Here is a 24158-nt window from a genome sequence, read left to right on the forward strand (position 1 = left end):
TTTCTGTCTTGCGGCCCGCGGTTTCCCGCGCCACCGTGCCGAAAAGGGAGCAAATACCAGCATGCAAAAAATAAAAGCCGCCGTATGTCGGGCATTTAACGAACCTCTGGTTATCGAGGATATTCTGATCGCGCCCCCTGCGACGGGTGAGGTTGAGGTAACTCTTGACGCGGTCGCGATCTGCCATTCCGACATCACCTTCGCCAGCGGCGCGTGGGGTGGCCATCTGCCCGCCGTATACGGGCATGAGGCTGCTGGGGTTGTTACGGCAACCGGTGACGCTGTGGGCGACTTCAAGGTTGGAGATGCTGTTGTTGTCACGCTGATCCGTGCGTGCGGGACGTGCCCGTCCTGTGCGGGCGGGCAGCCGACCATATGCGAGACACCGTATGACACCGTGAAAGGCCCGTTGCGGACCGCGGACAACGGGCCACTGGATCAGGCGATGGCCTGCGGTGCCTTTGCCGAAAAGGTCGTTGTAAGCCACCGGCAAATCGTCAAAATCCCATCGGACATGCCAAAAGATGTTGCCAGTCTGCTATCGTGCGGGGTCATCACCGGGGTCGGTGCTGCGGTGAATGCCGCCAAGCTTCGTCCGGGTCAGGATGTGGTTGTGATCGGCGCTGGCGGCGTGGGGTTGAACGCCATTCAGGGCGCACGCCTTGCCGGCGCACGGCGGATCGTGGCTGTCGACATGACTGAGGAAAAGCTAGAAATCGCCAAGGAGTTCGGGGCAACGCATGGTGTGTTGGCCAGCACTCAGCACCCCTGGAAAGCCGCCTTCAAGGCGCTGGGTGGGCGCGGTGCAGACGTGGTCCTGATCACTGTTGGCGCGATCCCGGCCTATGACCAAGCACCGCGATACTTGGGGCGGGGCGGCAAAGCGATCATGATCGGCATGCCGCATTCGGGTGATATGTCCACCTATGAGCCGGTCGTTCTGGCAGCGCTGGGCCAGGGGATCGTTGGCTCTAAAATGGGTGATGTGGTGATCCAGCGCGATATCCCGTGGATGATCGACCTCTATAATCAAGGGCGGTTGAAACTGGATGAGCTGATCTCGGGCCGATGGTCGCTGGATCAGATCAATGAGGCGATTGCGGACACCAAAACCGGATCGGCAAAGCGCAACGTGATCCTGTTCAACAGAGACTGACCAGAAGGGGCTTGGGATGAAACTGCAGGACCTCGACGTCATCGTAACCGCTCCGCCCGCACCGGGTTGGGGCGGGCGGTATTGGATCTTGGTGAAAGTCACAACCGATACCGGTATCACCGGCTGGGGCGAATGCTATGCCTCTTCGGTCGGACCCGAGGCGATGCGCCATGTGATCAGGGATGTCTTTGAACGGCACATGCTGGGCGAAAACCCCGAGAATATCGAACTGATGTTCCGCCGCGCCTATTCCAGCGGTTTTACACAGCGCCCGGACCTGACCGTGATGGGCGCATTTTCGGGGTTGGAAATCGCCTGCTGGGACATTCTTGGCAAAGATCGCAACCGCCCCGTCTATGCTCTGCTGGGTGGTCTGATGAACGAACGAATCCGGGCTTACACCTACCTTTATCCCCTGCCCCAGCATAATCTGGCTGATTTCTGGACCTCTCCTGAGCAGGCCGGAGAATGCGCGGCAGAGATGGTGCGCCGCGGGTTCACAGCGGTCAAGTTCGATCCTGCTGGCCCCTACACGATCCGCGGTGGACACATGCCCGCAATGTCCGATATCTCGATGTCGGTGGCCTTTTGCAAAGCGATCCGCGAGGCTGTTGGCGACAAGGCCGATCTGCTGTTCGGTACCCATGGTCAGTTCAACACTGCAGGCGCCATTCGGCTGGGGCAGGCGTTGGAGCCCTATTCGCCGCTTTGGTTCGAAGAGCCGACCCCGCCCGACATGATCGAGGACATGGCCCGCGTCGCCCGCAACGTCCGCATTCCGGTCGCGACCGGGGAACGCATGACCACTAAAGCCGAATTCGGGGCCGTCCTGCGTGCAGGCGCCGCCGAGATTCTGCAGCCCGCCCTAGGCCGCGCCGGTGGCATTTGGGAGATGAAGAAGGTCGCAGCCATGGCCGAAGTTTTTAACGCCCAGATGGCACCGCACCTTTACGCTGGACCCATTGAGTGGGCGGCCAATATCCATCTGGCCGCATCGATCCCAAACCTGTTGTTGCTGGAAACTATTGAAACCCCTTTCCACGATCAGCTGATCAAGGGCACGTTGCGCGTCGACCAAGGCTTTGTGACGGCCCCAACCGCACCGGGTCTTGGGGTCGAAGTAGACGAAGACTTGGCGCGCGCAAACCCTTACGCGGGCGACGGCCTGCATCTGCAAATGCAGGAAGACCCTTGCGACTATGCCAACGGTAACGCCTTTCAGGGTGGCGCCCCCGCGACCGAGGGGTAACAAACACCCCGATTTCGAAGACAATACGGAAAAAGCCTCTGTAAACGCGCAGGTCACCAAGAGAATCTGTCCCGTTCCATACCACGCCGACGTTTAATTCGTGACGTATCCCGCGATCACCTGCATCAGCTTGAACGCAGTTGCGGCGTCGTTTTCAACCACCGCGAGGAATTCTTCCTCACCGATCCGCAGGCAGGACAAATCGGATTCGGCAATCATGGTCAGAGCACGGGGTTCTTTGCGGATCAGAGCCAACTCTCCGACCAATGCCCCCGGCCCGACCTTGGTGATCAGTTGATCCGGGCCTTCCATCTGCGGGAGGTACAGCGCGGCCTCACCCTTGAGCACCACATAGGCGCCATCAGTGGGTTGGTCGTCTTTCAGGAACACAACCTCACCCGGTTTCGCGTCAAACCATTGCGCACCAAAAGCCAGAAGGCGAATCTGTCTACGGTCGAGACCTGAAAACAGCGGTGTCCGCTCCAATGCGCGCAGCTTTCGCGCCAAGTCTGCCGAGGCGGCGCTGTCCTCTTCCACGGTCGCATCCCCTTCATCCGAAACCACCCGACCCTGCCGGATTTCGACATAAATGTCGAATACATCGGGATTCTCGAAGTGATCGTTCAGATAAATCACCGTTGTATCCGGCAGCAATTCCCGCAGGTTTTTGTAAACAGAGACCTGAGTGGCCATGTCAAAACTGGCCAGCGCGTTTTCCAGGATCAGGATATCCGGCTTTTTGATGGTCGCACGAGTAAAGGCCAGAGGCTCGGCAAGAACGGCTGGCAAGTTCTGACCACCGATGGCAACGGGCATATCATAGATCAATTCGACCACGAGCGATCGCGCACTGTTTTTGTCCAGAACATCGACAATCAGCTTGCGCGCGTCATCCGAGCGTCCGCCCCCGATCTGGCTGACCTTGCCGAACAGCGCGTTTTCCATCACCGTCAGTCCGGGTGCAAATTCGTCTTTGTCCAGCGGCACAAAGACATCTTGCAGCCGCTCTAACAGTTTCTCGGAATGGCTGTGTCTTAACTCAAGAATACGATCTTTAAGCTCTTGCGTGAAGGCGGGCCCGATTTGTTCGGCTGAAATCACGAAGGGTACGGCCAGCAGATTGGCCAACTGCTCGTCATCAAGCCCGGATACACCTTCGTTCCGTGTCCGCTCGACCAGTTCTAACGCAGCCTCATACGTGTGGGCCTGTAGTCCGAGTTTGCGGAACAGCGGGTGGTCGGTGCCATCAATGCCAAAGATCTGGCGCAGCATCTCGATCACGTCGCGGGTCAGGCCGACCAAAGTTTCATCCAGCCCCAACTCGCGCAGTTGTCCAAGAAAAATCGTTTGGCTGGCCAACAGTTCTTGCGTGACCGGAACCCGCGGTGTTGCGAACAACAGGTTTTCCGCGACGGGCAAGGCCGGGTTGTAAATGCTGCGATCGAATATCAGTGCCTGTTGTTCCAGCCCGGCCTTTCGCACCGCCTGCTGAACCAGAGGCCGCACTTCAACCAGCTTGTGTGCCAATTCCGGGTGCTGGGTAGCATCAAAGATTTGCTCGGACCCACGCCGTAAAAGAGCAGCCCCAGACCCCATGCCATCAATCAGGCGTAACCACCAGTCACGCAGCTCTTTTGGGGTGCTCAAACCCGCCAGGGACGGGTCCAGCCATTCGACGTTGAACGGATCAGAGCTATTGCCCGCGCGTTGAGTCTCGGCAAAGTCGGGATCATCGTTCTCCAGCGTCACGGGCTTTTGCCGTATGGGCATCATGACGTTATCCCCCAAAGTGCCCTGGAACATAACGGGGCGCGACGAGGCATAGCCAATGCGTGCGGCCACCACGGCTTGATGCAGGGTCGAAAGGTTTTCGCCCCCAATCTCAACCCGGCCCGAACTGGGCAGAATTTCCCGCGTCAAAAGTTCGGACAGGGCACGCCTGTCCTCCTCGCTCGGGGCAGCGATGCCGACGGTTTTTCCGCCCGAAAAGCTAAGGTTCAGATCGTCAAGTACCTGATTGCCGTCCATATCCCGGACGGAAACGCCATCCAGAACGATATCTCCTTTCAGATGTGGTCGCGCCTCAGGCTCACCTTCAAACAGCTTTTCGTCGGGCATTCCCGGCGGGGCAAAGCGTTCGATGACCACGTCCCACCGCAAAGACATATCCTGCGTCTGGTTGTAATAGGTCAGCAGCTCTTTCCACGGCGCGCTCAGATCCTTGTACGCTGCCAGCGCCGCCACCAGGGCACCCAGCGAAACAGATCCTTGCAGCACCAGAATGCCGCCAACCAGATAAAACATGAAAGGCGTAAGTTGCGATATGAAGTTGTTTATGAACTTCATGAAGAATTTCTTCTGGTAAATCTGGAAGCGAATGCCAAACAACCGCCCAAGCTGCTCTGAGATCATGGCCCTGCGATAGCGCCAACCGCCATTTGCGCGCAGAGTCGAAGCCCCCGCGGCGTTCTCACCGATCTGTGCCGCCAAGACGCGGACTTCCTGTATACGTTTCTTGTTCAGAAGATTGATCTGGCGTTGCAGTTTGGGAATAAGCCAAGCCTGAAGCGGTATCAGCGCGACGGCGGCCAATCCAAACCAGACGCTTTGCAGGAACAGGAAGGACAGGATCGTAATCATCTGCCCGGCTTGCAGAACCGGCTGGCTGATTGCATCCCCCATCAGCCCGCCCATCGGCTCACTTTCCGCTGTGATCATCGAGACCATTTCGCCTTGGCTGACCCGTTCGAAATATGGTTGGGGGAACCTCAGCGCGCGATTGATCAACTGGTACCGCAGCCGGCGCAGCATCCGTTCGCTCAGCACACCTTTCATGGTGTTTATGCGCATCTTCATCAAGCCGTGGGCAAGCACAGCCGCCAGAAACGCGAAACACAGGATCACAAGAAACGTCGTCTGCGTCAGTTCATAACCCAGAAAATCCACGATCGGACTGGCGGCACCGATTGCGTCGTTGATGATCCGCTTTGGCAATTCCAGTGTCAGATACAGCAGCGGAAAGAGTGTAGCCGTCACGGCCAACAGAATTAGCTGATCGCGCTTTGAATACTTCCAAATGAACTGGAAAATTGAACGTTCTATATAACTTGCCCCTGGTTTGGATCACCGATCCGATCTTGACGACAGCGCCGCAAATCCAACACCCTGATTTTATCGCAACCGCGACATAAGACGCAAATAATTTCCAGTTTGGTCATTTATTTGCCGTTTGTGAACTAGTTCATTTGCGCCGCACCTGTTTAGCGCCTAGACTTTGCAACGGACGATATCGGGAGGAACAATTTGACTGCCAGCCTGGGTGCAGTGCTATTGATGCTCTGCTTGTTGCAAATCAAGCATATGTTTGCGGATTTCTACCTACAAACTCCTAAAATGTTGTCAGGCCGTGGCGAGTACTTTCATTGGGGCCGTGCGCAGCATGCTGGTGTGCACGTTATCGGGTCGGTCATCGTTTTCTTGCTGTTCGGCGCCCCTTGGTCGTTTATCCTGATCATTGCAGGGCTGGAATGGATCGTGCATTTCAATATCGACTTTGCCAAGGCCAGCTATTCTGACAAGAAGCAGTTATCCCCAACGCAGGCAGCTTATTGGCGTGCCGCGGGGCTGGATCAGTTCATGCATAACCTAACCTATATTGCCATGGTCTGGGCGTGGGTGAAATTTACTACGTAATTGTCTAAGCAACATTCTCATACGCGGCCGGGCAATACGCTGCCAACCATTGCTGATCCAAGGCATCCAGCTTGGCAGCGTCGAAGGTTTCCGCGGCCTCCCAATACCGCCCGGACGGCACAAAATATCCCAAATCTCGTTCCGCCTGAAGTATTCCGACCATCCCGTCAGTCTTCGGCAGATCGCGCGCCGCAGGGGTATTCCGATCAACTGATGGAAACAGCAAACGGCTTTCACCCTTTGACAGCCTGACAACCCGGCAGCCCTGAGCCGCGCCAAACATGGCCAAGCGCGCTGATTTGGCTTCAAGAGACCGCAAGGTAACGTCTTCTCGCAGCGGGTCCGCTGCTCCGGTTCCGTAGAAATGGGTTTTACCGGTTCCGGGATACACCATATCACACCCGAAAAACGCCATTACTGAGGGGCGCAACGCCGCCAATGCCCAGTAGCCAGCGGTAAATGCCATTGTTCCGCCCGCATAGACAAACCCGCCAAACCTGTTCTGTGCCGGGACATATTCCTCGGCCGTCACAACCCGCTGATGTGGTGCCATGCGGCCCGGCTGATTTTGCGTTGGGAAATCCTCTGGGTGGATCAGCACGTCCCAATCTGGCCGGATGCGCCACGCGTTGTTGATTGCAACGATATGGGTAAAGGGGGCGCGCGCCCAAGATTTCGCCTCGGCTGCACTTGGCGCGCTTCCCAGTATCAGAACTCGGTTCATTGGCTCGGTCATTCTGGGCCCCTTTTTGGTTCCCAGAAATCTTAGAGCGTTTTCCAGAGGCGGCTAGCCCAGAACCGAAAAACTGCTTTCTTTGTTGATCGGGCGTTTGCGGGAATAGAACCCGACATCAATCATCCGCTTGATATAGGGCAGTTCAAACTGCAACGGTTGCGTATCGTGATCCGCGCCGCCCTCGCAATAGTCGATCAGGGCCGCCATCATCTTGCCCGCAATCGGCGCGTTCTTGTACTGGTTCCCGCTGGTGCCGCAGGCCATGTAAAAGCCCGGCAGACTGGATTTATCGTAAATCGGAATCCAGTCGGTCGAGGCATCATACAGGTCCACTACACCGCGTGTTTTGGATGGGATGCCAAGGCTGGGGACGCGCTGGGCATAGCGCATCGCCTGCGTCGTCCACTGATCTGTGAAATCGTGATTGTAGTGGACGTCATCCTCACACCACTGATGCGGGTCACATTCCGGGTCTTCTGAGCCGACAAGGATGTGGTTGCCATGTTCGGGGCGGCAATAACAGGCGATATCGCTGTCCGAGACTATGGTTCCGTCATTCTCGAAATCGAACCCCTCGGGCGCGGGCACATGCACAACCTCTTGCCGCAGCGGGCGTGTTTCGATGGTCATGTCATCCAGAACACCTGCCATCTTGTTTATGATCGCCGATCCCGGCCCGGCCACGTTCACCACAACCTTGGCCCGTATTTCTTCGCCCGAGGCCAGCTTCACGCCAGCCGCGCGGCCTTCGTCGACCAATATTTCAACCACTTCGGCGCCGGTGCGAACTTCGGCCCCGTGCAGCTTTGCTGCGTCCATCAGGTTTTGCGCCGACAGTGCCGGATCCGTGACATAGCCCGCCTGCGGCCAGAACACACCACCTTGCATTTTGCGCCCGTTAGGATGGCCGAATTCCGGATCATCCATGCGTTTGGGTGGCGTGAAACTGTCCAGCGAATAGACCGGCAGACGTTCGGTGATCTTCTCGGGCGACCAGTCCTCGAACGGGCAATCCAGATCGGCACTGTTCTGTTTGTGCTTTTCCAGCATCCCATTGGCGTCGGTTTTCATAACCAGGCAACCCGTCTCGCGGAACTGCGCCAGATTGGCATCTGCGGGCAGCCCAAGATACTCAGCCCAATCCCGCCAGTAATGATAGCCCTCCCACGCGAAAGCGGTGCCGTCGAAGGTTGAATAATGCATGCGAATGATCGCGCATGATCCAGCGGTCGAACCGTGGCCGACCTGGCTGTTGCGGTCGAGCGATAGGGTCTTCCACCCGGCCTTGGCCATTTCGAACGCCACGGCGGCGCCAATGACACCGGTGCCGATGATGATTGCGTCTGGTTGGCTCATTCTGTGTCTCCTTCCAAATAGCGCTTTGAATAGGCGCTGAATTCCTCGACTTCCTCGGGCTTTGGCTCAACCCCAGTGAAGACGTATAGATAGTGCGGCACCATCGACAACCGCGTTTCCATCGGCTCGTTCAACTGGGCAAGATCGTAACCGATTTGCATGTAGTAGAGTACACGCGCGCGGGTCTCGGCCTCGACCTCGGAATAGCCGTACCGGGTGAACATTGCGTGCAAAGCCTGAAGACGCCGGGCGTCCGACTGATCCAGCGCACGCCGCACTTTACCCGATTTACGCGCCCAGTCCCGTACGGCAAAATCCAACGCCGTATCAAAGAGATCAGTGTTCACCACACAGCGATGAACGTTGCAAACTGCCCCTGTGATGGTGTCTGCAGGGGATTCGGCCTGTGCGACAAGCGCAGCGGTGTTGGTCGCCTGCCACCGCGCCAGCAACGCATCCAGCAACTCCTGCCGCGATTTGAAGTACCAATAGAAAGAGGACCGCGACACCGCCATCCGCTCGGCCAGGTTCAAAACCTTGATCTGATCCACACCGTCCGAGATAAGCACATCCATCGCCACGTTCAGCCAGTCTTCACGCGTGACCTTGATGTTGCCGACCAACGGCTCAGCTTCGGGGTCGTCCCGGTGCAGGATGGGTTTGGTGCTCATTCAACTCTCCGGCGGCGCGCCGCCTTCGGACGTGCGGCGTGCGATCAAGTCCTGCAAGGCTCCCAGTCGGTCACTGTTTGTCGGCGGTGCCTTAAACTCATCCAGAATCTGTTTCCAGACAGCCGTTGCACGATGATTGGCGTCAACCGATCCGCGCTCGGTCCAGGTTCCGAAATTGGCATAGTCATGGACGTGTGGCTGGTAGAACTCGGTATTGTACCGTTCCATCGTTTGGCTCGACGCAAAGAAGTGCCCGCTGGGCTCGACCTCTCGCAACGCAGTGTCAAAACCGATCTCAGCCGTCCCAGCCTGTGCCCCAGCGCAAAGCTCGGCGACCATGTTCAGCACCTCGGCGTCACAGATCAGTTTCTCGAAGGACACGGTCAGCCCGCCTTCAAGCCACCCGGCAGAGTGGATTACAACGGATGCCCCGGCCATCAGGCAACCCCACAGGCCAAACTGATTTTCGTTTGCCGCCTGCACATCGTTGATGTTCGACGCCGACCCGGCCGCAGATCGCCAGGGCAAGCCCAAATGCCGCGCCAGTTGTCCCGCCGCAAGTGACGCCTGGAAATGCGAGGGCGTTCCGAAGGCTGGCGCACCCGATTTCATGTCTACGTTGCTGGTGAAGGTTCCATAGCAAACAGGCGCGCCGGGGTTGGCCAATTGGGTTAGTGTAAGCGCCGCCAAGGCCTCGGCATGGGACAGGGTAATTGCACCTGCCACGGTAATCGGAGCCATTGCACCCATCAGAGTGAATGGCGTAATGATCGACATCTGACCATGTCGGGCAAAATCGATCAGGCCCTGCGCCATCGGAATATCCAGCGTCCGCGGGCTGTTGGTGTTGATGATCGTATAACAATGCGCGTTGCCGCGGAATTCGTCATCCGACAACCCCCGCGCCGTTGAAAGCATCTCAAAGCAATCCATCACTTGCGGCGTCCCGCGCGAGAAGAAGAACGGGAACTTGTCGGTCAGCTCCATCTGCGCCTGTGTCGTGAAATAATGGCGCAGATGGGTCGGTACATCCTGCGGCTCGACCTGAGGCGAGATCATCTGGAAGACGTCGAAGTGATGCGTCAGCTTCAGAAATTCCAGATAGTCCTGCCCGGTGGCGGGCCGGCGACCGCGTTCCAGATCGGTGGCGTTCGGGGCCCCTGCACCCGGCTGAAACACAAGGCTACCCAGTTCCAGTGTAAAGTCGCGATGGCGCGCACCCGCACGGCACAAGATGGATTTCGGGGCTGACGCAACCGCCGCATCGACAATCTCGCGCCCGATGAAGACCATTTCGCTGTCCTCATCCACACGCGCCCCGCCCGCAGCAAACAACCGACGCGCTTCGGGCAACAATACCTTGACCCCAAGTTTCTGAAGCGTTCGCAGAGCGGTTTCATGCATGTCCGCGATATGCTCTGCCGGAAAAACCTCCATCTGCGGGAAGGGGTTTTTTAACTGGCGGTAATTCACGTCGCGGCTGGGCGGAGGTGCAGCGTCAGCGCTGCGCCCACGCCGACGCCGACCACGCTCGGACGTTTGTGAGATCACCATCAGCCCCTCATCGCCTTGCCCTGCGGATCGTATGGGGACGCAGCGATGACGCGCGCGGGGCGTTCAACACCGACCACATGCACGGTCAGCTCCGTGCCCGGTTCAGCCTTGTCGCGGTTGACCAGCGCCATCGCCAGCGACTTGCCGGTGTAATGCCCATAGCCGCCCGAGGTCACGAAACCTACGCGATCCTCACCCGACCAGATCGGCTCGTACCCGCTGGCATCGGCGTCTAACGCGTCGACTTCCAGTGTCACCTGCACCTGCGCGGGGCCATTGCCGTCGCGCTCGGCCACGGCAGCCTCTTTACCAACAAAATCCTTGTCCCAGTCGATCCAGCGATCCATTCCGGTCATCCCCGGCGTGTAAAGCTGGGTAAACTCCGCGGACCAGATGCCGAAACTCTTCTCTAACCGGGTTGAGAGCATCGCGTTGAAACCGCATTCTCGGATGCCTTGATCGGCCCCTGCTTCAAGCAGCATCCGGCGCAGTTTGACGTGGTCACCGTACCGGCAGTTGATCTCATACCCTTTTTCACCCGTCACCGACATGCGTGCAACGCGGGCGCGGACCAGCCCGATATCGAACTCTCCGCACCCCATGAATTTGAGGCCTGAGATGTCCTGTTCGGCCAGTTTATCAACCACGGTCTGCGATTTCGGACCAACCACGGCAAAGCCGCAATACTCCTCACCCAGATCGCGGACGTTAACGCCCTTGATCATGTGATCGTCGAACCAACGCATGTGCCAGGCGCGCAGGTAGTAGCTGCCCATGATCCACCACGTACCATCACCCCAGTTGAGCACAGTCAGATCACCCTTGAGACGCCCGTTCTCGCCCAGCATCGGGGCCAGCTTGGCCCGCCCCGGCGCGGGCAGTTTTGAGGCCATCACTTTATCCAACCAGGCCTCGGCATTCGGGCCTGAAACCTCGAACCGCGAAAAGCCTGTGATATCCATCAAGCCCACGCCTTCGCGGATCACCTTGCATTCCTCGGCCACAATATCATGCGCGTTCGACCGCTTGAGCGTCGGCGTTTCCTCAAACCCTTTCGGCGCGAAATAAAGCGGTACTTCCAGATCCCAGCTTACGCCCCATTTGCAGCCTGCCTCGGTCATCGCGTCATGGGCCGGGGCCATTTTAAGCGGACGTCCGGCGGGCAGTTGTTCATTCGGGTAGGTCATCACGAAACGGCGGGAATAGAACTGACCGGTTGTTTCGCGAATGTAGCGTTTGTTCTGCGCGAAATCGCCATAGCGTGCCACATCCATTGGCCACGCGTCTGCCTCGGGCTCACCATGGATCATCCATTCGGCCAGAGTCTTGCCAACACCGCCGCCCTGCAAGAATCCAGCCATTACCGCACAGGCCGACCAGTATCCGCGTTTGCCGGGCACCGGACCGACCAAAGGGTTGCCGTCAGGCGAGAAGGTAAACGCACCGTTCACCCATGTCTTGATGCCAACATTCTGAATCGACGGATAGCGTTCAAAGCCAAGCGTCAGTTCGTTCTCGATGCGGTCGAGCTGTTCCTGAAACAGCTCCTCACCATAGTTCCAAGGCGCGCCGTCCATGGCCCAGTGTTCGTGGTCGACCTCATAGATTCCGACAAGAACCCCCTTCTGGTCCTGCCGCATATAGGTGAAGCCTTCGAGGTCAACGGTCATCGGCATCTCAAACTCTGCCTCAGCCAGCTCGGGCACCGTATCCGTGATCAGATAGTGGTGCTTAAGCGGAGAGACCGGCAACTCGACACCTGCCATACGGCCCACCTGCTTGGCCCAAAGACCCGCCGCGTTGACCACATGGTCACAGGTAATTGTGCCTTTGTCGGTCACCACCTGCCAGCCATCCGCGGTCTGCGTCAGACTTTCGACCTTGGTTTCCTCGTAATACTCCGCGCCCCGTTTTTTGGCCGCCGTGGCATAAGCCTGCACTGTGCCAGTCGTATCAATGTATCCTTCACGATCCGCCCACATGGCACCTAGTACACCATCGGTGGACATGATCGGGCAGCGCCGTTGCGCCTCTTCCGGGGAAAGCAGCTCGCAATCATCAATGCCGATGGATTGGAAGATGCGGTAGTTTGCTTGCAGCCATTCCCAGCGCTCCGGAGTGCCAGCCAGCGTCAAACCGCCTGTCATGTGCAAGCCGATATTCTGGCCGGATTCCTTTTCAATCTCGCTGAGCAGGTCAATGGTGTAGGCTTGCAACGACGCCATGTTCGGATCGGCGTTCAACGCATGGATGCCTCCGGCGGCGTGCCAGGACGAGCCGGACGCCAGACGCCGACGTTCCAGCATCACAACATCCGACCAGCCGAACTTGGCCAGATGATACAGAACCGAGGCGCCGACTACACCGCCCCCAATGACCACAACGCGATACTGAGATTTCATCCTGCCCTCTCCTGCGTGACTCGGGAAGGACGCTAGACCCACTGTTCACTTCTGTCTAGACATTATTGTACAGTCCAGACCGCGCGTAATGTTTCCGTGAACGCAGCGTGTCTAGAGTTGGGCGCTGGCCCGTGCGCCAACCCTTTCAAACCACGCAAGCGAGGCTTTGTTTTCCTGCGGAATCCGCTTTTTTATGACGCGTGCGAAGTCGACAAAGACAAAGGCTGTAATGTCGGCCATCGTGAATTCAGACCCTGCCAAGTAGGCGCTTTGCGACAGTCGCGCCTCCAGCAAGTCAAAGAACTGGTCAACACGCGCTGTTCCGCGCTGCGCCAGTTCGGGGATTTGCGCGTGATTTACGGGACCGGGAAGCGCCCGGTTGGCAAAGGCGGGGTGCGTGTTGCGCAAAGTCTCGGCTATTGGCACGCCGCCCTGTTGCTCAACAATGCTGTTCCACATCAGCACCATCCCCTTTTCATCCGGGGTGCGCCCCATCAAGGGTGGTTCGGGAAAGCGCGCCTCAAGATAAGCCGCGATACCCAGGTTTTCCGTCAGCACGGTGCCATCATCCGTGACCAGCACGGGCAGGGTTGCATTCGGATTGACCGCCTTAAACGCGTAGCTGAGTTGTTCACCCTTGGCGATCGAGATTTCGCGGGTTTCAATCTTCAACCCTTTTTCCGCAATGAACATACGCGCACGACGCGGGTTAGGAGCGGTTGAGCAATCGTAGAACAGCATGGGGCGCTCTTTCAGGTCAGCGGCGGTAGACAAAACAACGACCCGGAACCGCACCGGGCGGCAGGGGCAATTCGGTCAGGCCATCGAAATACATCCGATCACTGGACACCATCATACCACCCGTCGCCAATAAGGGCTCAACAAGGGGTGAGATGAACCTCGCAAAGGCATCATTCTTTTCCCTGTTATGGCCACCAAGATCCGCGTGAATCAGGCTTGCAGTGTCTCCAAAGCGCTCCAAGGCGGCGGGCAACGTCTCGCGCACGTCGCCAAGAATCACCCGATCCTCGGGTGGCGTCGATTCTGGATGCGATGCCACCGCGCGTTCAAACACATAGACCGGGCGCTTGTTTATATACTGCAGCATATGGTGGTACGTACGCCCATTGCCCAATCCCAATTCAAACACCGGGCCAGCCATACCGCGCGTTTCAGCGATGGCAAAATCCAGACAGGCGCGCTGAGACACCATTCGATCAATGAACAGATCCAGGCGGCTTTGGTCGTTGGGCACGGGAAATCTCTCCTTGATATCAATCGACTTGCCAGATGGGGTCGACGACGCATGTGATGGCAAATCTTCAAGTATTTGTGTAGTCAAATTGGTATCGTTTTCACGATTCCGCGACAATTCGGGTGAAGAACGGGTTTGACTAGCGTGCATCAACCGCGCGAAACTGACGGAAAAAACACAGGGAGTTGATCAAGCCGATGCCGACATACGGCCGAACGGGTGGAATACCCGCATGACAGCGTTGTTGTCTGTACGTGATTTAAGCATCGGTTTTGGTGCGGGTGAGTCCGTTGTCAAAGGCGTGAGCTTCGATGTGGACGCGGGTCAAACGCTGGCGCTGGTCGGAGAGTCCGGGTCCGGTAAAACCATATCGTGCCGCGCGGCCCTTCGGATTTTGCCACGCACGGCACAGATTCGCAGCGGTACGATCACGTTGAACGATTCAAACGGTTCGGTCGATCTGACAAGGATCAGCGAACGCCAGATGCGGGATATCCGCGGAAACAGGGTCTCAATGATCTTTCAGGAGCCGATGCGGTCCCTGTCCCCGCTGCACAAGATCGGCAATCAGGTCAGCGAAGTTCTTTGGTTGCACCGTGGCGCATCCGAAGCGCAGGCCCGCAAAGAGGTTCTGACTCAGTTCGAACGCGTGGGCTTCCCCGATCCGCAACGCGCTTATGACTCCTACCCGTTCGAATTGTCCGGCGGTATGCGGCAGCGCGCCATGATCGCGATGGCGATGGTCGCGCGGCCGGAACTGCTGATCGCGGATGAGCCGACGACCGCGCTGGACGTGACAACGCAGGCGCAGGTGCTGGGCCTGATCAAAGAGCTACAGCGCGAAACCGGTATGGCTCTGATCCTCGTGACCCATGATCTTGGCGTCGTCGCCAACATGGCCGAACAGGTGGTTGTGATGCATAAAGGACGCGTCATGGAGTCGGGTGCCGCGGCCCCGATCCTTACCTCACCAGCCCACCCTTACACCCAACAACTGTTCAACGCGGCACCCTGTATTCCCGATGAGAACGCGGTTGGCATCCCCATGTCCGACGAGGACATGATCCTGGAAATGAAAGATGTCTCCAAAACCTACACCATGCGCTCCAGCAGAGGCTGGCAGGGTGAGAGGTTGATCCATGCCTGCCGGGGTGTCGACCTGAAACTTGCCCGCGGCAAGACGCTTGCCATCGTGGGTGAAAGCGGATCCGGCAAGACAACGGCGGCCCGCATAGCACTTGGCGCCGAACTGCCCGACCCCGGAGGAGAGGTTCTGTTTCGGACCTCAGCAACCGAAGATCCGATCACGGTACACCACATGACGCGCGCCCAGCGCACCGCCTTTCAACGTAAAGCTCAGATGGTTTTCCAAGACCCCTACAGCTCTCTCAGCCCGCGCATGCGCATTCAGGACGCGATGACCGAGCCGTTAGAGATTCACAATATCGGAACTGCATCCGAACAGCGGGACAAGGCCGCCGATATGCTGAAGCGGGTTGGTCTGAACGCAGATATGCTGAAACGCTATCCACATGCGTTCTCCGGTGGTCAGCGGCAGCGTCTTTCCATCGCGCGCGCAATGATGCTGGACCCGCAGCTTATTGTCTGCGACGAGCCGACCTCGGCTTTGGATGTCTCCGTTCAGGAACAAATCCTGACGCTTCTGGAAAACCTGCAGGACAGTCTGAACCTGTCCTATCTGTTCATTTCTCACGACCTCGCCGTCGTGGCCCGCATCGCTGATGAGGTCGCCGTGATGCGCCGGGGACTTGTCGTTGAGCAAGCCCCGCCCGAAACGTTATTCTACAACCCCCGCCATCCATACACCAAGGCGCTGATTGCAGCCCAACCGGAACCTGACATCAACCGACCCATCAACCTGAAACTGGTTGCGTTGGGCGCAGGTTCACCAGACAGTTGGGATGACGCCTTCCGATTAACCGACTCCGTGATACCTTCACTTGTAGAGATGGAGCCCGGCCATAAGGTAAGATGCCATGTTTAAGACCACTCGCCCCCTTTTTCTGGCTGCCGCACTGGCCGTTGCGGGGATACTGCCCGCCACGGCAGACACTCCCACCCCGATAGAAGGGCAATTCTGGTCCTCTGAAGTGAACGCTGGACATTTGCCGCCGGTCCAGGAACGACTGCCCGCAGAACCGCTGGTTGTTGATCTGGCTGCGAAGGGTCGGGAATTCGGCACGCCGGGCGGCACCTTGCGAACGATGGTGACCCGGTCAAAGGACATCCGTCAGATGGTGGTGTATGGTTATGCGCGTCTCGTCGGTTTTAATGAGAAGTATGAGCTTGTGCCCGATCTGCTGGAATCGTTCGAAAACGAGGACAACCGCAAGTTCACCCTGAATCTGCGCGAAGGACACAAGTGGTCGGACGGATCGCCCTTCACCTCGGAAGACTTTCGCTATTGGTGGGAAGATGTTGCCAATAACGAACTTCTGAGCCCCTCTGGTCCGCCGGATTTTCTAATCGTCGAGGGTAAAAGTCCGACCGTTTCCTTTCCCGACGCCACCACCGTTGTTTTCGAGTGGGATGATCCCAATCCAAAATTTCTTCAATCTCTGGCACAGGCACGGCCGCCATTCATCTACCGCCCTGCCGAGTTTCTGAAGCAATACCACGAAAAATACGCAGACGCCGAGGAATTGGCCTTTCTGGTCGACGATGCGCGCGTCAAAAGCTGGGCGGCGCTGCACAACAAACTGGACAACCTGTACAAGTTCGACAACCACGAACTGCCCACGCTCCAACCTTGGCTGAACGCAAGCTCGGGCAAAAAAATCCGGCATAACTTTGTCCGCAACCCGTACTACCATCGTATCGACAGCAATGGGGTGCAACTGCCCTATATCGACGTGGTCGAAATGGAGATCGTCGCTCCGGGTCTCGTTGCGGCGAAAGCAAACGCAGGCGAAACTGATCTCCAGGGACGTGGGCTGTCCTTCCGCGATGCGTCGATCCTGAAAAAAGGTGAAAAGGTTGGAAACTACAAAACGCTGCTGTGGAAAACCGGCGTCGCCTCGCAAATTGCGATTTATCCAAACCTGAACTTTGCAGATGAGGCGTGGCGCGAGGTTTTGCGCGACGTGCGTGTACGCCGCGCCCTGTCGCTGGCCATTGACCGCAACACGATCAATCAGGCGCTTTATTTCAAGCTGGCGCAACCTGGCGCCATGTCGGTGCTGCCTGCTTCTCCGTTCTACTCTGAAAAGAATGCAGAAGCTTGGGCGCAATACGATATCGAACAGGCTAACGCCCTGCTTGATGAGGCCGGCTTGGCCGAGCGTGACAAAAGCGGGATCCGCTTGCTTCCCGATGGACGCCCGATGGAACTGATCATCGAAACCGCGGGTGAACGGCAAGAGGTTGAGAACGCCCTGCAAATCGTTACCGACACGTGGCGCGAGATTGGCGTTGATCTGGTGATGCGCCCGCTGGATCGGGATATCCTGCGCAATCGCGTTTTTGCGGGCAACACCATGGCCTCGGTTTGGTATGGCTGGGATGATGGAATTCCGCAGACCCACACCTCACCCGCCTACCTCGCGCCGACAGATCAGGTCTTTCTGGCCTGGCCGAAATGGGGCCAGTATCACCAGACAGGCGGGGATGTCGGCGAAGCGCCCGACATGCCCGAGGCCGAGCGTTTGATGAAATTGGCCCATGACTGGGAAATTGCCACAACGAATGAAGAGCGCGAGGCCGTCTGGACCGAAATGCTCAACATTCACGCCGATCAGGTTTACGCGATCGGCATATTGAACGGCGCGCCTCAGCCAATCGTGGTGTCCAACCGTCTGCGCAACGTACCCGAACAAGCCATGTGGGCGTGGGAACCCGGCGCGCATTTCGGCGTTCATCGACCAGACGAATTTTTCTTCGCCGACTGATCAGGAGCAGCTAAATGGTTATGCTGCGTTATGCAGTCTATCGCTTTTTCACGATGCTGCTGACGCTGGTGGTGGTGTCGGTGCTGATCTTCGTGATCATCAACCTGCCGCCCGGCGACTATCTCAGCAACCAGATCGCTGAACTTCAGGCCTCGGGTCAATCTGCCGGCGTACAAAAGGCTGAATTCCTGCGTAAGGAATACGCGCTGGACCGGCCTATTTGGGAACAATACCTGATCTGGATGGGGTTCTGGCCCGGCCCGCACGGGTTTGATGGTCTGTTGCAAGGCAACTATGGCTGGTCTTTTGAATTCGACCGCCCCGTTGCCGAGATCGTAGGCGATACGCTTTGGCTGACCGTTGTGGTCAATCTGGCGGCGATCCTTTTTGTGTATGCCGTTGCGCTGCCCCTGGGTGTCATCGCTGCGGCGCGGTCGCGGACGTGGATTGACTATACTTCGGCTTTTGTTGGCTATCTTGGTCTGGCCACGCCAAACTTCTTGCTGGCGCTGATCCTGTTCTATTACGGCCACCAGTATTTCAACCTCCCCATTGGCGGCCTTATGGATCCATCATTCGAAGGCCAGCCGATGAGCTGGGATAAGCTGAAATCCATCCTGGTCCACCTGATCGTCCCAACCTTTGTGATCGGTACATCCGGAGCATCGGCCATGATGCAGCGCCTGCGCGCCAATATGCTGGACGAGCTGGGTAAACCCTATGTGGAAACGGCCATTGCCAAGGGTATGTCACCTTCGCGGATGTTGACGAAATACCCGCTGCGCGTGGCCTTCAATCCGTTTGTTGCCGATATCGGCAATCTGCTGCCGTCGATGGTATCCGGCTCAGTTCTTGTCTCGGTCGTCCTGGGCCTGCAAACCATCGGCCCAACCCTGCTGACGGCGCTGAAAACGCAAGATCAGTTCCTGTCTGCGTTCATTCTTATGTTCGTGGCGCTGCTGACTCTGATCGGTACCATGATCTCTGACATCCTGCTGGTCATGCTCGACCCGCGCATCCGATACGAGGGGCGAGACGCATGACCCAACGTCCAGATGGTCGCTTTGTCGACGATGCCCCATTCGACCCGGAAGCCGCCCTGCAACAGCTTGAACGCGCCGATCTGGACGCGCCGAACTGGGTGCTGGTCTGGCGCAAGTTCAAAACCCACAAGCTGGGCTTGATCTCAGGCATCTTTCTGCTGCTTTGTTATCTGATGCTGCCCTTTGCCGGCTTCATCGCGCCCTACGGGCCGAATGAACGCAACGGTGAGCACCTCTATGCTCCACCGCAAAGCGTAAATTGGTTCTACGAGGGTAAGTTCATCGGTCCTCACGTTTTCCCCATCGTGGCCGAGGCGGATTTGGAAACCTTTCAATGGAAGTTCGTCCCCGACCTTGAAGACCCGCGTCCGATCAAATTCTTTTGTGAGGGGACAGAATACAAACTGGCCGGGCTGATCAGATCGGACACCCACCTGTTCTGTCCTCCGGAAGGCGCGACACTGTTCCTCTGGGGCTCTGACCGTCTTGGCCGGGACATTTTCAGCCGCATCCTCTACGGGGCGCAACTGTCCCTAACCGTTGGCCTGATCGGTATCTCGGTGTCTTTCTTTCTGGGCATTATATTCGGCTCAATGGCGGGATATTTCGGTGGCAAGATCGATTGGGTCATCAACCGCGTGATCGAGATTCTCCGCTCGTTGCCGGAATTGCCACTTTGGCTGGCCCTGTCCGCTGCGGTGCCTTCGAACTGGAGCCCTGTCGCAGTGTTCTTCATTATCTCGATCATCCTCGGCATTCTCGACTGGCCCGGTCTGGCCCGCTCTGTCCGCGCCAAATTCCTGTCCCTGCGCGAGGAGGAATATGTGCGCGCGGCCGAGATGATGGGCGCAAGCTCAGGGCGCGTCATTCGCAAGCACCTGCTGCCGAACTTCATGTCGCATCTCATCGCGTCGGCCACCCTGTCGATTCCCGCAATGATTCTTGGAGAAACGGCGCTCAGCTTTCTTGGCCTTGGCCTCAGGGCGCCCGCCGTCAGTTGGGGCGTAATGTTGAACGACGCACAGAACCTCGCTTCGATCGAGATATATCCGTGGACGGCAATCCCAATGCTGCCGATCATCGTCATCGTACTGGCCTTCAATTTCCTAGGCGACGGTCTGCGCGACAGTTTGGACCCATATCAACAATGACCTTGATGTCCGCCCTTCCCGCATCAGACAGCTACAAGTCGATTGGCAAGGGCGCACGACCCAGCGTTTTTGCTGTAAGTGAGCTGGCAACCGCCAGCTTCGCCGCCGTTGGACAGGAATTGGCGCGTCTTGTCAGCGCGTTGAACCTTGCGCCCAAGGCACCAGAGGTTTCCGTCGATCACCGATTGGCCTCACTGTGGTATGGGTTTTCTTTCAAGCCAGACGGGTGGGAGATGCCAAGCCTTTGGGATGCTGTAGCCGGAGATTATCAGGCGTCCGACGGCTGGATCAGGCTGCATACCAATCTGCCGCGCCACAAGGCAGCCGCTCTGAAAGTGCTTGGTGTTCCGGGCAATCGCGATGCTGTGTCCCAAGCTTTGAAAGAGTGGTCTGTCGCGGACCTGGAAACCGCGATCGTGGCCGGGGGCGGTGTGGCTGCAGCCATGCGCAGCCGTGCGGAGTGGCTTGAGCATCCGCAGGGTCGGGCAGTCTCCCGCGACCCGCTGATTGGCTGGCACAGCCCCCGTCGTATCGTTGTACGAGACCGGCCGGAAGCCACCGCCCAACGACCCCTGTCAGGCTTGCGGGTTCTGGACCTCACCCGCGTTCTGGCGGGTCCGGTCTCGACCCGAACGCTTGCTGGTTTCGGGGCCGAAGTTCTGCGCGTTGATCCCCCCGGATGGGATGAACCCGGCGTGATCCCGGATATCTCATTGGGCAAGCACTGTACGTATTTGGACCTAAAATCGCCTGTCGGCATGAAAAAGCTGGAACATTTGCTGTCACAGGCGGATGTGTTCGTACACGGCTATCGGCCGGGCGCTTTGGATGCGCTTGGTCTGCCAAAGACCAAGCGGGATGATCTGGCACCGAACCGGATTGAAGTCACGCTGAACGCCTACGGCTGGCAGGGGCCGTGGTCGTCCAGACGCGGCTTTGACAGTCTTGTGCAGATGAGCGCAGGCGTCGCTGATTCTGGCCGCGCCTGGGCCAAGGCAGATAAACCAACACCGCTGCCGGTTCAGGCGTTGGACCACGCGACAGGCTACCTTATGGCTGCCGCGGTCCTGTCTGCGCTAGCTGAGGCCGCATCTGGCAACTCCATAATGCTCGCACAGTTGTCTCTGGCCCGGACCGCAGATCTATTGGCCGCACTGGCGAAATCCGACACCTCAGAAGAGATCACGCACGCGACGCCCGCAGACTATAATCAAAAGCCCGAAGCGTCGGGCTGGGGGGCTGGCCATCGCCTGAAACCGGCATTGACCGTCGGGGCCGCAAATATGCGTTGGGCCTTACCCGCCGAAAAACTAGGCACATCTCAACCCGTCTGGTCATCGCTTTCCGGCTAGCGCAACCGCCGCGCGGTACGCGCGGCCCGGCCCAACGCTTTGCGGGGCGTCTCGCCAGAGACGCACACCAAAGGGGCGGGAGAGCCCCGCTAACGGTCGTCCCCTCCGGGTCCGATATCGTCCAGATAATCCTCATCAATAGCCGCCTGCACCGCGCCCGTGACCGCTTCGCGTTGTTTGGGCGTCAAATCCTCCGGCTCTTTGCCTTCAGCGAGCCGAACGGTGACTTCGCGGTGGGCAAAATTGATACCTTCCCGGGCAAAAAGCTCGCGGATTTCCTGATAGACCTTCTTGCGCACCAGCCACTGATCCCCCGGCTTGGTCATGAATTTGACCCGAATGATCATCGCTGAATCCTGCATCTCGATCACGCCCTGCGACTTCAACGGCTGGATAAAATTCTCACCGATCACAGGGTCACTCAGTAACTCCTGACCCAGTTTCTTGATCAGCTTCCGCACCTTTTCGACATCGGTGTCATAAGTCACCCGCAGCGGCAGCTTCATGATAACCCAATCGCGGGAATAGTTGGTCAGCACCTTGATCTCACCAAAAGGTATCGTGTTCAGCGCGCCCAGATGATGCCGCAACTGGAACGACCGGACCGAGATTTTTTCAACCGTTCCTTTGACATCGCCAATGTCGATGTATTCCCCTTTCCGAAACGCATCGTCCAACAGGAAGAACGCCCCCGAAAAAATGTCACGTACCAGCGTTTGCGAGCCGAACCCCACTGCCAGTCCGACCACACCGGCACCTGCGAAAAGCGGGCTTACATTAATGCCCAACTCCATCAGAACAATCAGAACGATGGTGACGACAACCACGGCCAGGATCGCCCCGCGGAACAACGGCAGCAGCGTTGCCAAACGGCTTTGCCCCCCCTCACCGCCTTCATCACCCAATTCGGCCTCTTCACTGCCGTCATCAATCTCTTCCGCGATTTTCGAGTCGATCCAGATGCGGAAGAAGTGGAACAGGATGTAGCCGATGAACAAGATCGTCATCACGTCCAGAGCCCGGTCAATGGGCAGGTCTTCGGTCCAGTCAATTCCGGGATTCCAGATCACGACCAACGCATAGAGGCCGACAACGAAGGCGAGTATTCCCGCCACACGGCGGGCGAGGTCCTCATATGTCAGGATCGATTGTTGCTGCCTGTCTGACTTTGGTTTCTCGACGGGTTCATCGATGTCCTCGGCCGCGTCTGCGTTCATTCCGTCCATCTTGCGGTTGCGATCAAAATATCGCTCGAGCAGGTAGTTCATCGCCCCATATGCAACAACCACGGACATGAAGATCGCATAGCTGCTGGCGACGATCGGCAGCGAGTGCTCATGCTCCAGAACCAGATCAACCGCCAGTTTGAACCAACTGAAGACAATATAGACGATCACGACCGGCGCCCACGCAAATGAGACAAAGCGTAATAACCACGAAACCCGATCCGGCGACCGCCCCCCCCTAATGGCATTGGAAATCGCCCGCGCGTTGAACAGAATCATCAAAACGTTGCCCAGCGCGCCGACCATGGTCAGGCTGCCATAGACCATCGCGTAGATGTTGTAGTTCAATCCAAAGTCAGCAACCCAGGTCGAAAACAGCACAACCGAGATATCATAGGTCGCAATCACCGACGCCCATATATACAGGCGCTTCGCGTCGCGATCCGAAAACGGTGGCAGCCGATACTGGCTGAGATAGGGCGACAACACCATGCGCCACAGGTCGGACACGGTGCGCGACAGGAAGAACGCGGTGAAGATCGCCGTGACCGTGAACTGGATCGAGATGTCTTCGGCCTCACCAAAGATCAAGTACCCCACGATCAGCGCCATCACCATCGCAAAGACAGTGGCACCTATGCCCATGAAGAAACGGAACACCAGGAAGGGCATTTTTTCGCGATAGCCTTTCGGGTCTTCCTTGGTGCGCGCCACTACGAACCGGCGTGCGATGCGCTTGCCGTAGATTTCGGCAGACAACCAGCGCCCCAGCAGCAGGAACAGAATGTTCCAGAACAAGACTTCAAGATATGTCTGAATCCGGCCGTCCGGGCTGGTTTGGCGCAAAATATACTGCACTTCGAAAATTGAATAAGGCAAAGCCTGCAAGCGCGCATGCATGGATGCGCGAAAATCCGACAACCTCTCCTGCGCTTTCATCAGCTGCGACCCGCCCCCCATCGGGTCGAGTGTGTCGGACTCAAGAGCCTCGTCTTGAGTACCCGAAGATACGACCTGCCCGGTGCTGTCTATAACAATCACGCTGGCGCCAGATTCGGTCGCAGCTCGGATCGCGGCGGCCAGATCGCTATCCTGATTTGTGTCTGTTTCTGTGTCGGAACCCGACCCATATCCAGGGATCAAGGATGTCTGTGCCGCTGCTGTGGTAACGAAGGCGGCTGCGAAAGCCCAAACAAGAATGGCTATCACAGCGCTGAGATTAAGTTTCATTAAGCAGCCTATCCAATTCTCGTATTGCCAAAAGACTACAGAAGCACCTGAGCGTATTCAAATATTCAGCCTTTTTCTTCTCGTGATCGTGTCATTTCGTGTTCCTGCTGCACTGCGAACAACAAGAGTGTTTTCAACCTAGGAAAAACTGAATATGACCGGCCCTGCAATTGCGT

The 24158-nt window shown here is 57.6% G+C and carries 17 protein-coding genes; 8 read left to right on the plus strand and 9 right to left on the minus strand.

The features are described 5' to 3' along the window. Positions 1 to 61: 61 nt before the first annotated feature. Together AVO44_RS13455 and AVO44_RS13460 are read left to right on the plus strand one after the other, a co-directional pair. Positions 62 to 1156, plus strand: coding sequence for a Zn-dependent alcohol dehydrogenase (locus AVO44_RS13455; protein ID WP_068337789.1), 1095 nt, complete (start codon positions 62 to 64; stop codon positions 1154 to 1156). 16 nt (positions 1157 to 1172) lie between these two features. Continuing rightward, complete coding sequence (locus AVO44_RS13460) at positions 1173 to 2405, plus strand: mandelate racemase/muconate lactonizing enzyme family protein (protein ID WP_068337791.1); 1233 nt, start codon at positions 1173 to 1175, stop codon at positions 2403 to 2405. A 93-nt stretch (positions 2406 to 2498) separates the two neighbouring features. Here AVO44_RS13460 and AVO44_RS13465 read toward each other — a convergent pair whose 3' ends face one another. After that, positions 2499 to 5495 carry an ABC transporter transmembrane domain-containing protein gene (locus AVO44_RS13465; protein WP_068337793.1) on the minus strand — a complete coding sequence of 999 codons (2997 nt, stop codon included), beginning with the start codon at positions 5493 to 5495 and terminating at the stop codon, positions 2499 to 2501. Positions 5496 to 5738: 243 nt separating this feature from the next. Between AVO44_RS13465 and AVO44_RS13470 the strand changes: the two genes are divergently transcribed. After that, on the plus strand, positions 5739 to 6098 hold the full coding sequence (locus AVO44_RS13470; protein ID WP_420865719.1) for a DUF3307 domain-containing protein: 360 nt from the start codon (positions 5739 to 5741) through the stop codon (positions 6096 to 6098). Between the two features lie 4 nt (positions 6099 to 6102). On the opposite strand, the gene AVO44_RS13475 is transcribed toward AVO44_RS13470, so the two are convergent. The 7 genes from AVO44_RS13475 to AVO44_RS13505 all read right to left on the minus strand — a co-directional run bounded on the left by AVO44_RS13475 (position 6103) and on the right by AVO44_RS13505 (position 14072). Next, positions 6103 to 6834, minus strand: coding sequence for a hypothetical protein (locus AVO44_RS13475; RefSeq protein ID WP_068337797.1), 732 nt, complete (start codon positions 6832 to 6834; stop codon positions 6103 to 6105). A gap of 51 nt (positions 6835 to 6885) precedes the next feature. Continuing rightward, positions 6886 to 8190: an NAD(P)/FAD-dependent oxidoreductase gene (locus AVO44_RS13480; RefSeq protein WP_068337799.1), complete on the minus strand. Its 1305-nt coding sequence runs from the start codon at positions 8188 to 8190 to the stop codon at positions 6886 to 6888. Further along, complete coding sequence (locus AVO44_RS13485) at positions 8187 to 8861, minus strand: TetR/AcrR family transcriptional regulator (protein ID WP_068337801.1); 675 nt, start codon at positions 8859 to 8861, stop codon at positions 8187 to 8189. Before AVO44_RS13485 ends, AVO44_RS13480 begins: the two co-directional genes overlap by 4 nt. Continuing rightward, the gene (locus AVO44_RS13490; protein ID WP_068337803.1) at positions 8862 to 10415 is read right to left on the minus strand and encodes a trimethylamine methyltransferase family protein; all 1554 of its coding nucleotides are present in this window, start codon (positions 10413 to 10415) and stop codon (positions 8862 to 8864) included. Then, positions 10415 to 12817 carry a GcvT family protein gene (locus AVO44_RS13495; protein WP_068337805.1) on the minus strand — a complete coding sequence of 801 codons (2403 nt, stop codon included), beginning with the start codon at positions 12815 to 12817 and terminating at the stop codon, positions 10415 to 10417. Before AVO44_RS13495 ends, AVO44_RS13490 begins: the two co-directional genes overlap by 1 nt. Positions 12818 to 12928: 111 nt before the next feature. After that, a complete protein-coding gene (locus AVO44_RS13500; protein WP_068337807.1) occupies positions 12929 to 13558 on the minus strand; it encodes a glutathione S-transferase family protein in 630 nt (209 codons plus the stop codon). 16 nt (positions 13559 to 13574) lie between these two features. After that, positions 13575 to 14072 (minus strand): class I SAM-dependent methyltransferase, encoded by a 498-nt coding sequence (locus AVO44_RS13505; RefSeq protein ID WP_267885775.1) that lies wholly within the window; start codon positions 14070 to 14072, stop codon positions 13575 to 13577. Between the two features lie 232 nt (positions 14073 to 14304). Here AVO44_RS13505 and AVO44_RS13510 point away from each other — a divergent pair, with 232 nt between their 5' ends. The 5 genes from AVO44_RS13510 to AVO44_RS13530 are packed head-to-tail and all read left to right on the plus strand — an operon-like array spanning position 14305 to position 21526. Then, entirely contained in the window at positions 14305 to 16077 is a 1773-nt protein-coding gene (locus tag AVO44_RS13510) for an ABC transporter ATP-binding protein (RefSeq protein WP_068337809.1), read from the plus strand. Continuing rightward, a complete protein-coding gene (locus AVO44_RS13515) occupies positions 16070 to 17980 on the plus strand; it encodes an ABC transporter substrate-binding protein (protein ID WP_068337811.1) in 1911 nt (636 codons plus the stop codon). Before AVO44_RS13510 ends, AVO44_RS13515 begins: the two co-directional genes overlap by 8 nt. 14 nt (positions 17981 to 17994) lie before the next feature. After that, positions 17995 to 19023: an ABC transporter permease gene (locus AVO44_RS13520; RefSeq protein WP_068337813.1), complete on the plus strand. Its 1029-nt coding sequence runs from the start codon at positions 17995 to 17997 to the stop codon at positions 19021 to 19023. Then, positions 19020 to 20174: an ABC transporter permease gene (locus AVO44_RS13525; protein WP_068337815.1), complete on the plus strand. Its 1155-nt coding sequence runs from the start codon at positions 19020 to 19022 to the stop codon at positions 20172 to 20174. The genes AVO44_RS13520 and AVO44_RS13525 overlap by 4 nt, the downstream gene beginning before the upstream one ends. Further along, on the plus strand, positions 20171 to 21526 hold the full coding sequence (locus AVO44_RS13530; RefSeq protein ID WP_068337817.1) for a CoA transferase: 1356 nt from the start codon (positions 20171 to 20173) through the stop codon (positions 21524 to 21526). The genes AVO44_RS13525 and AVO44_RS13530 overlap by 4 nt, the downstream gene beginning before the upstream one ends. Before the next feature lie 89 nt (positions 21527 to 21615). Here AVO44_RS13530 and AVO44_RS13535 read toward each other — a convergent pair whose 3' ends face one another. Continuing rightward, the gene (locus AVO44_RS13535) at positions 21616 to 23982 is read right to left on the minus strand and encodes a mechanosensitive ion channel family protein (RefSeq protein ID WP_068337819.1); all 2367 of its coding nucleotides are present in this window, start codon (positions 23980 to 23982) and stop codon (positions 21616 to 21618) included. Positions 23983 to 24158 lie beyond the last annotated feature (176 nt).

Origin of the sequence: Ruegeria profundi, from assembly GCF_001507545.1 — a bacterium.
Taxonomy (GTDB): Bacteria; Pseudomonadota; Alphaproteobacteria; order Rhodobacterales; family Rhodobacteraceae; genus Ruegeria; species Ruegeria profundi.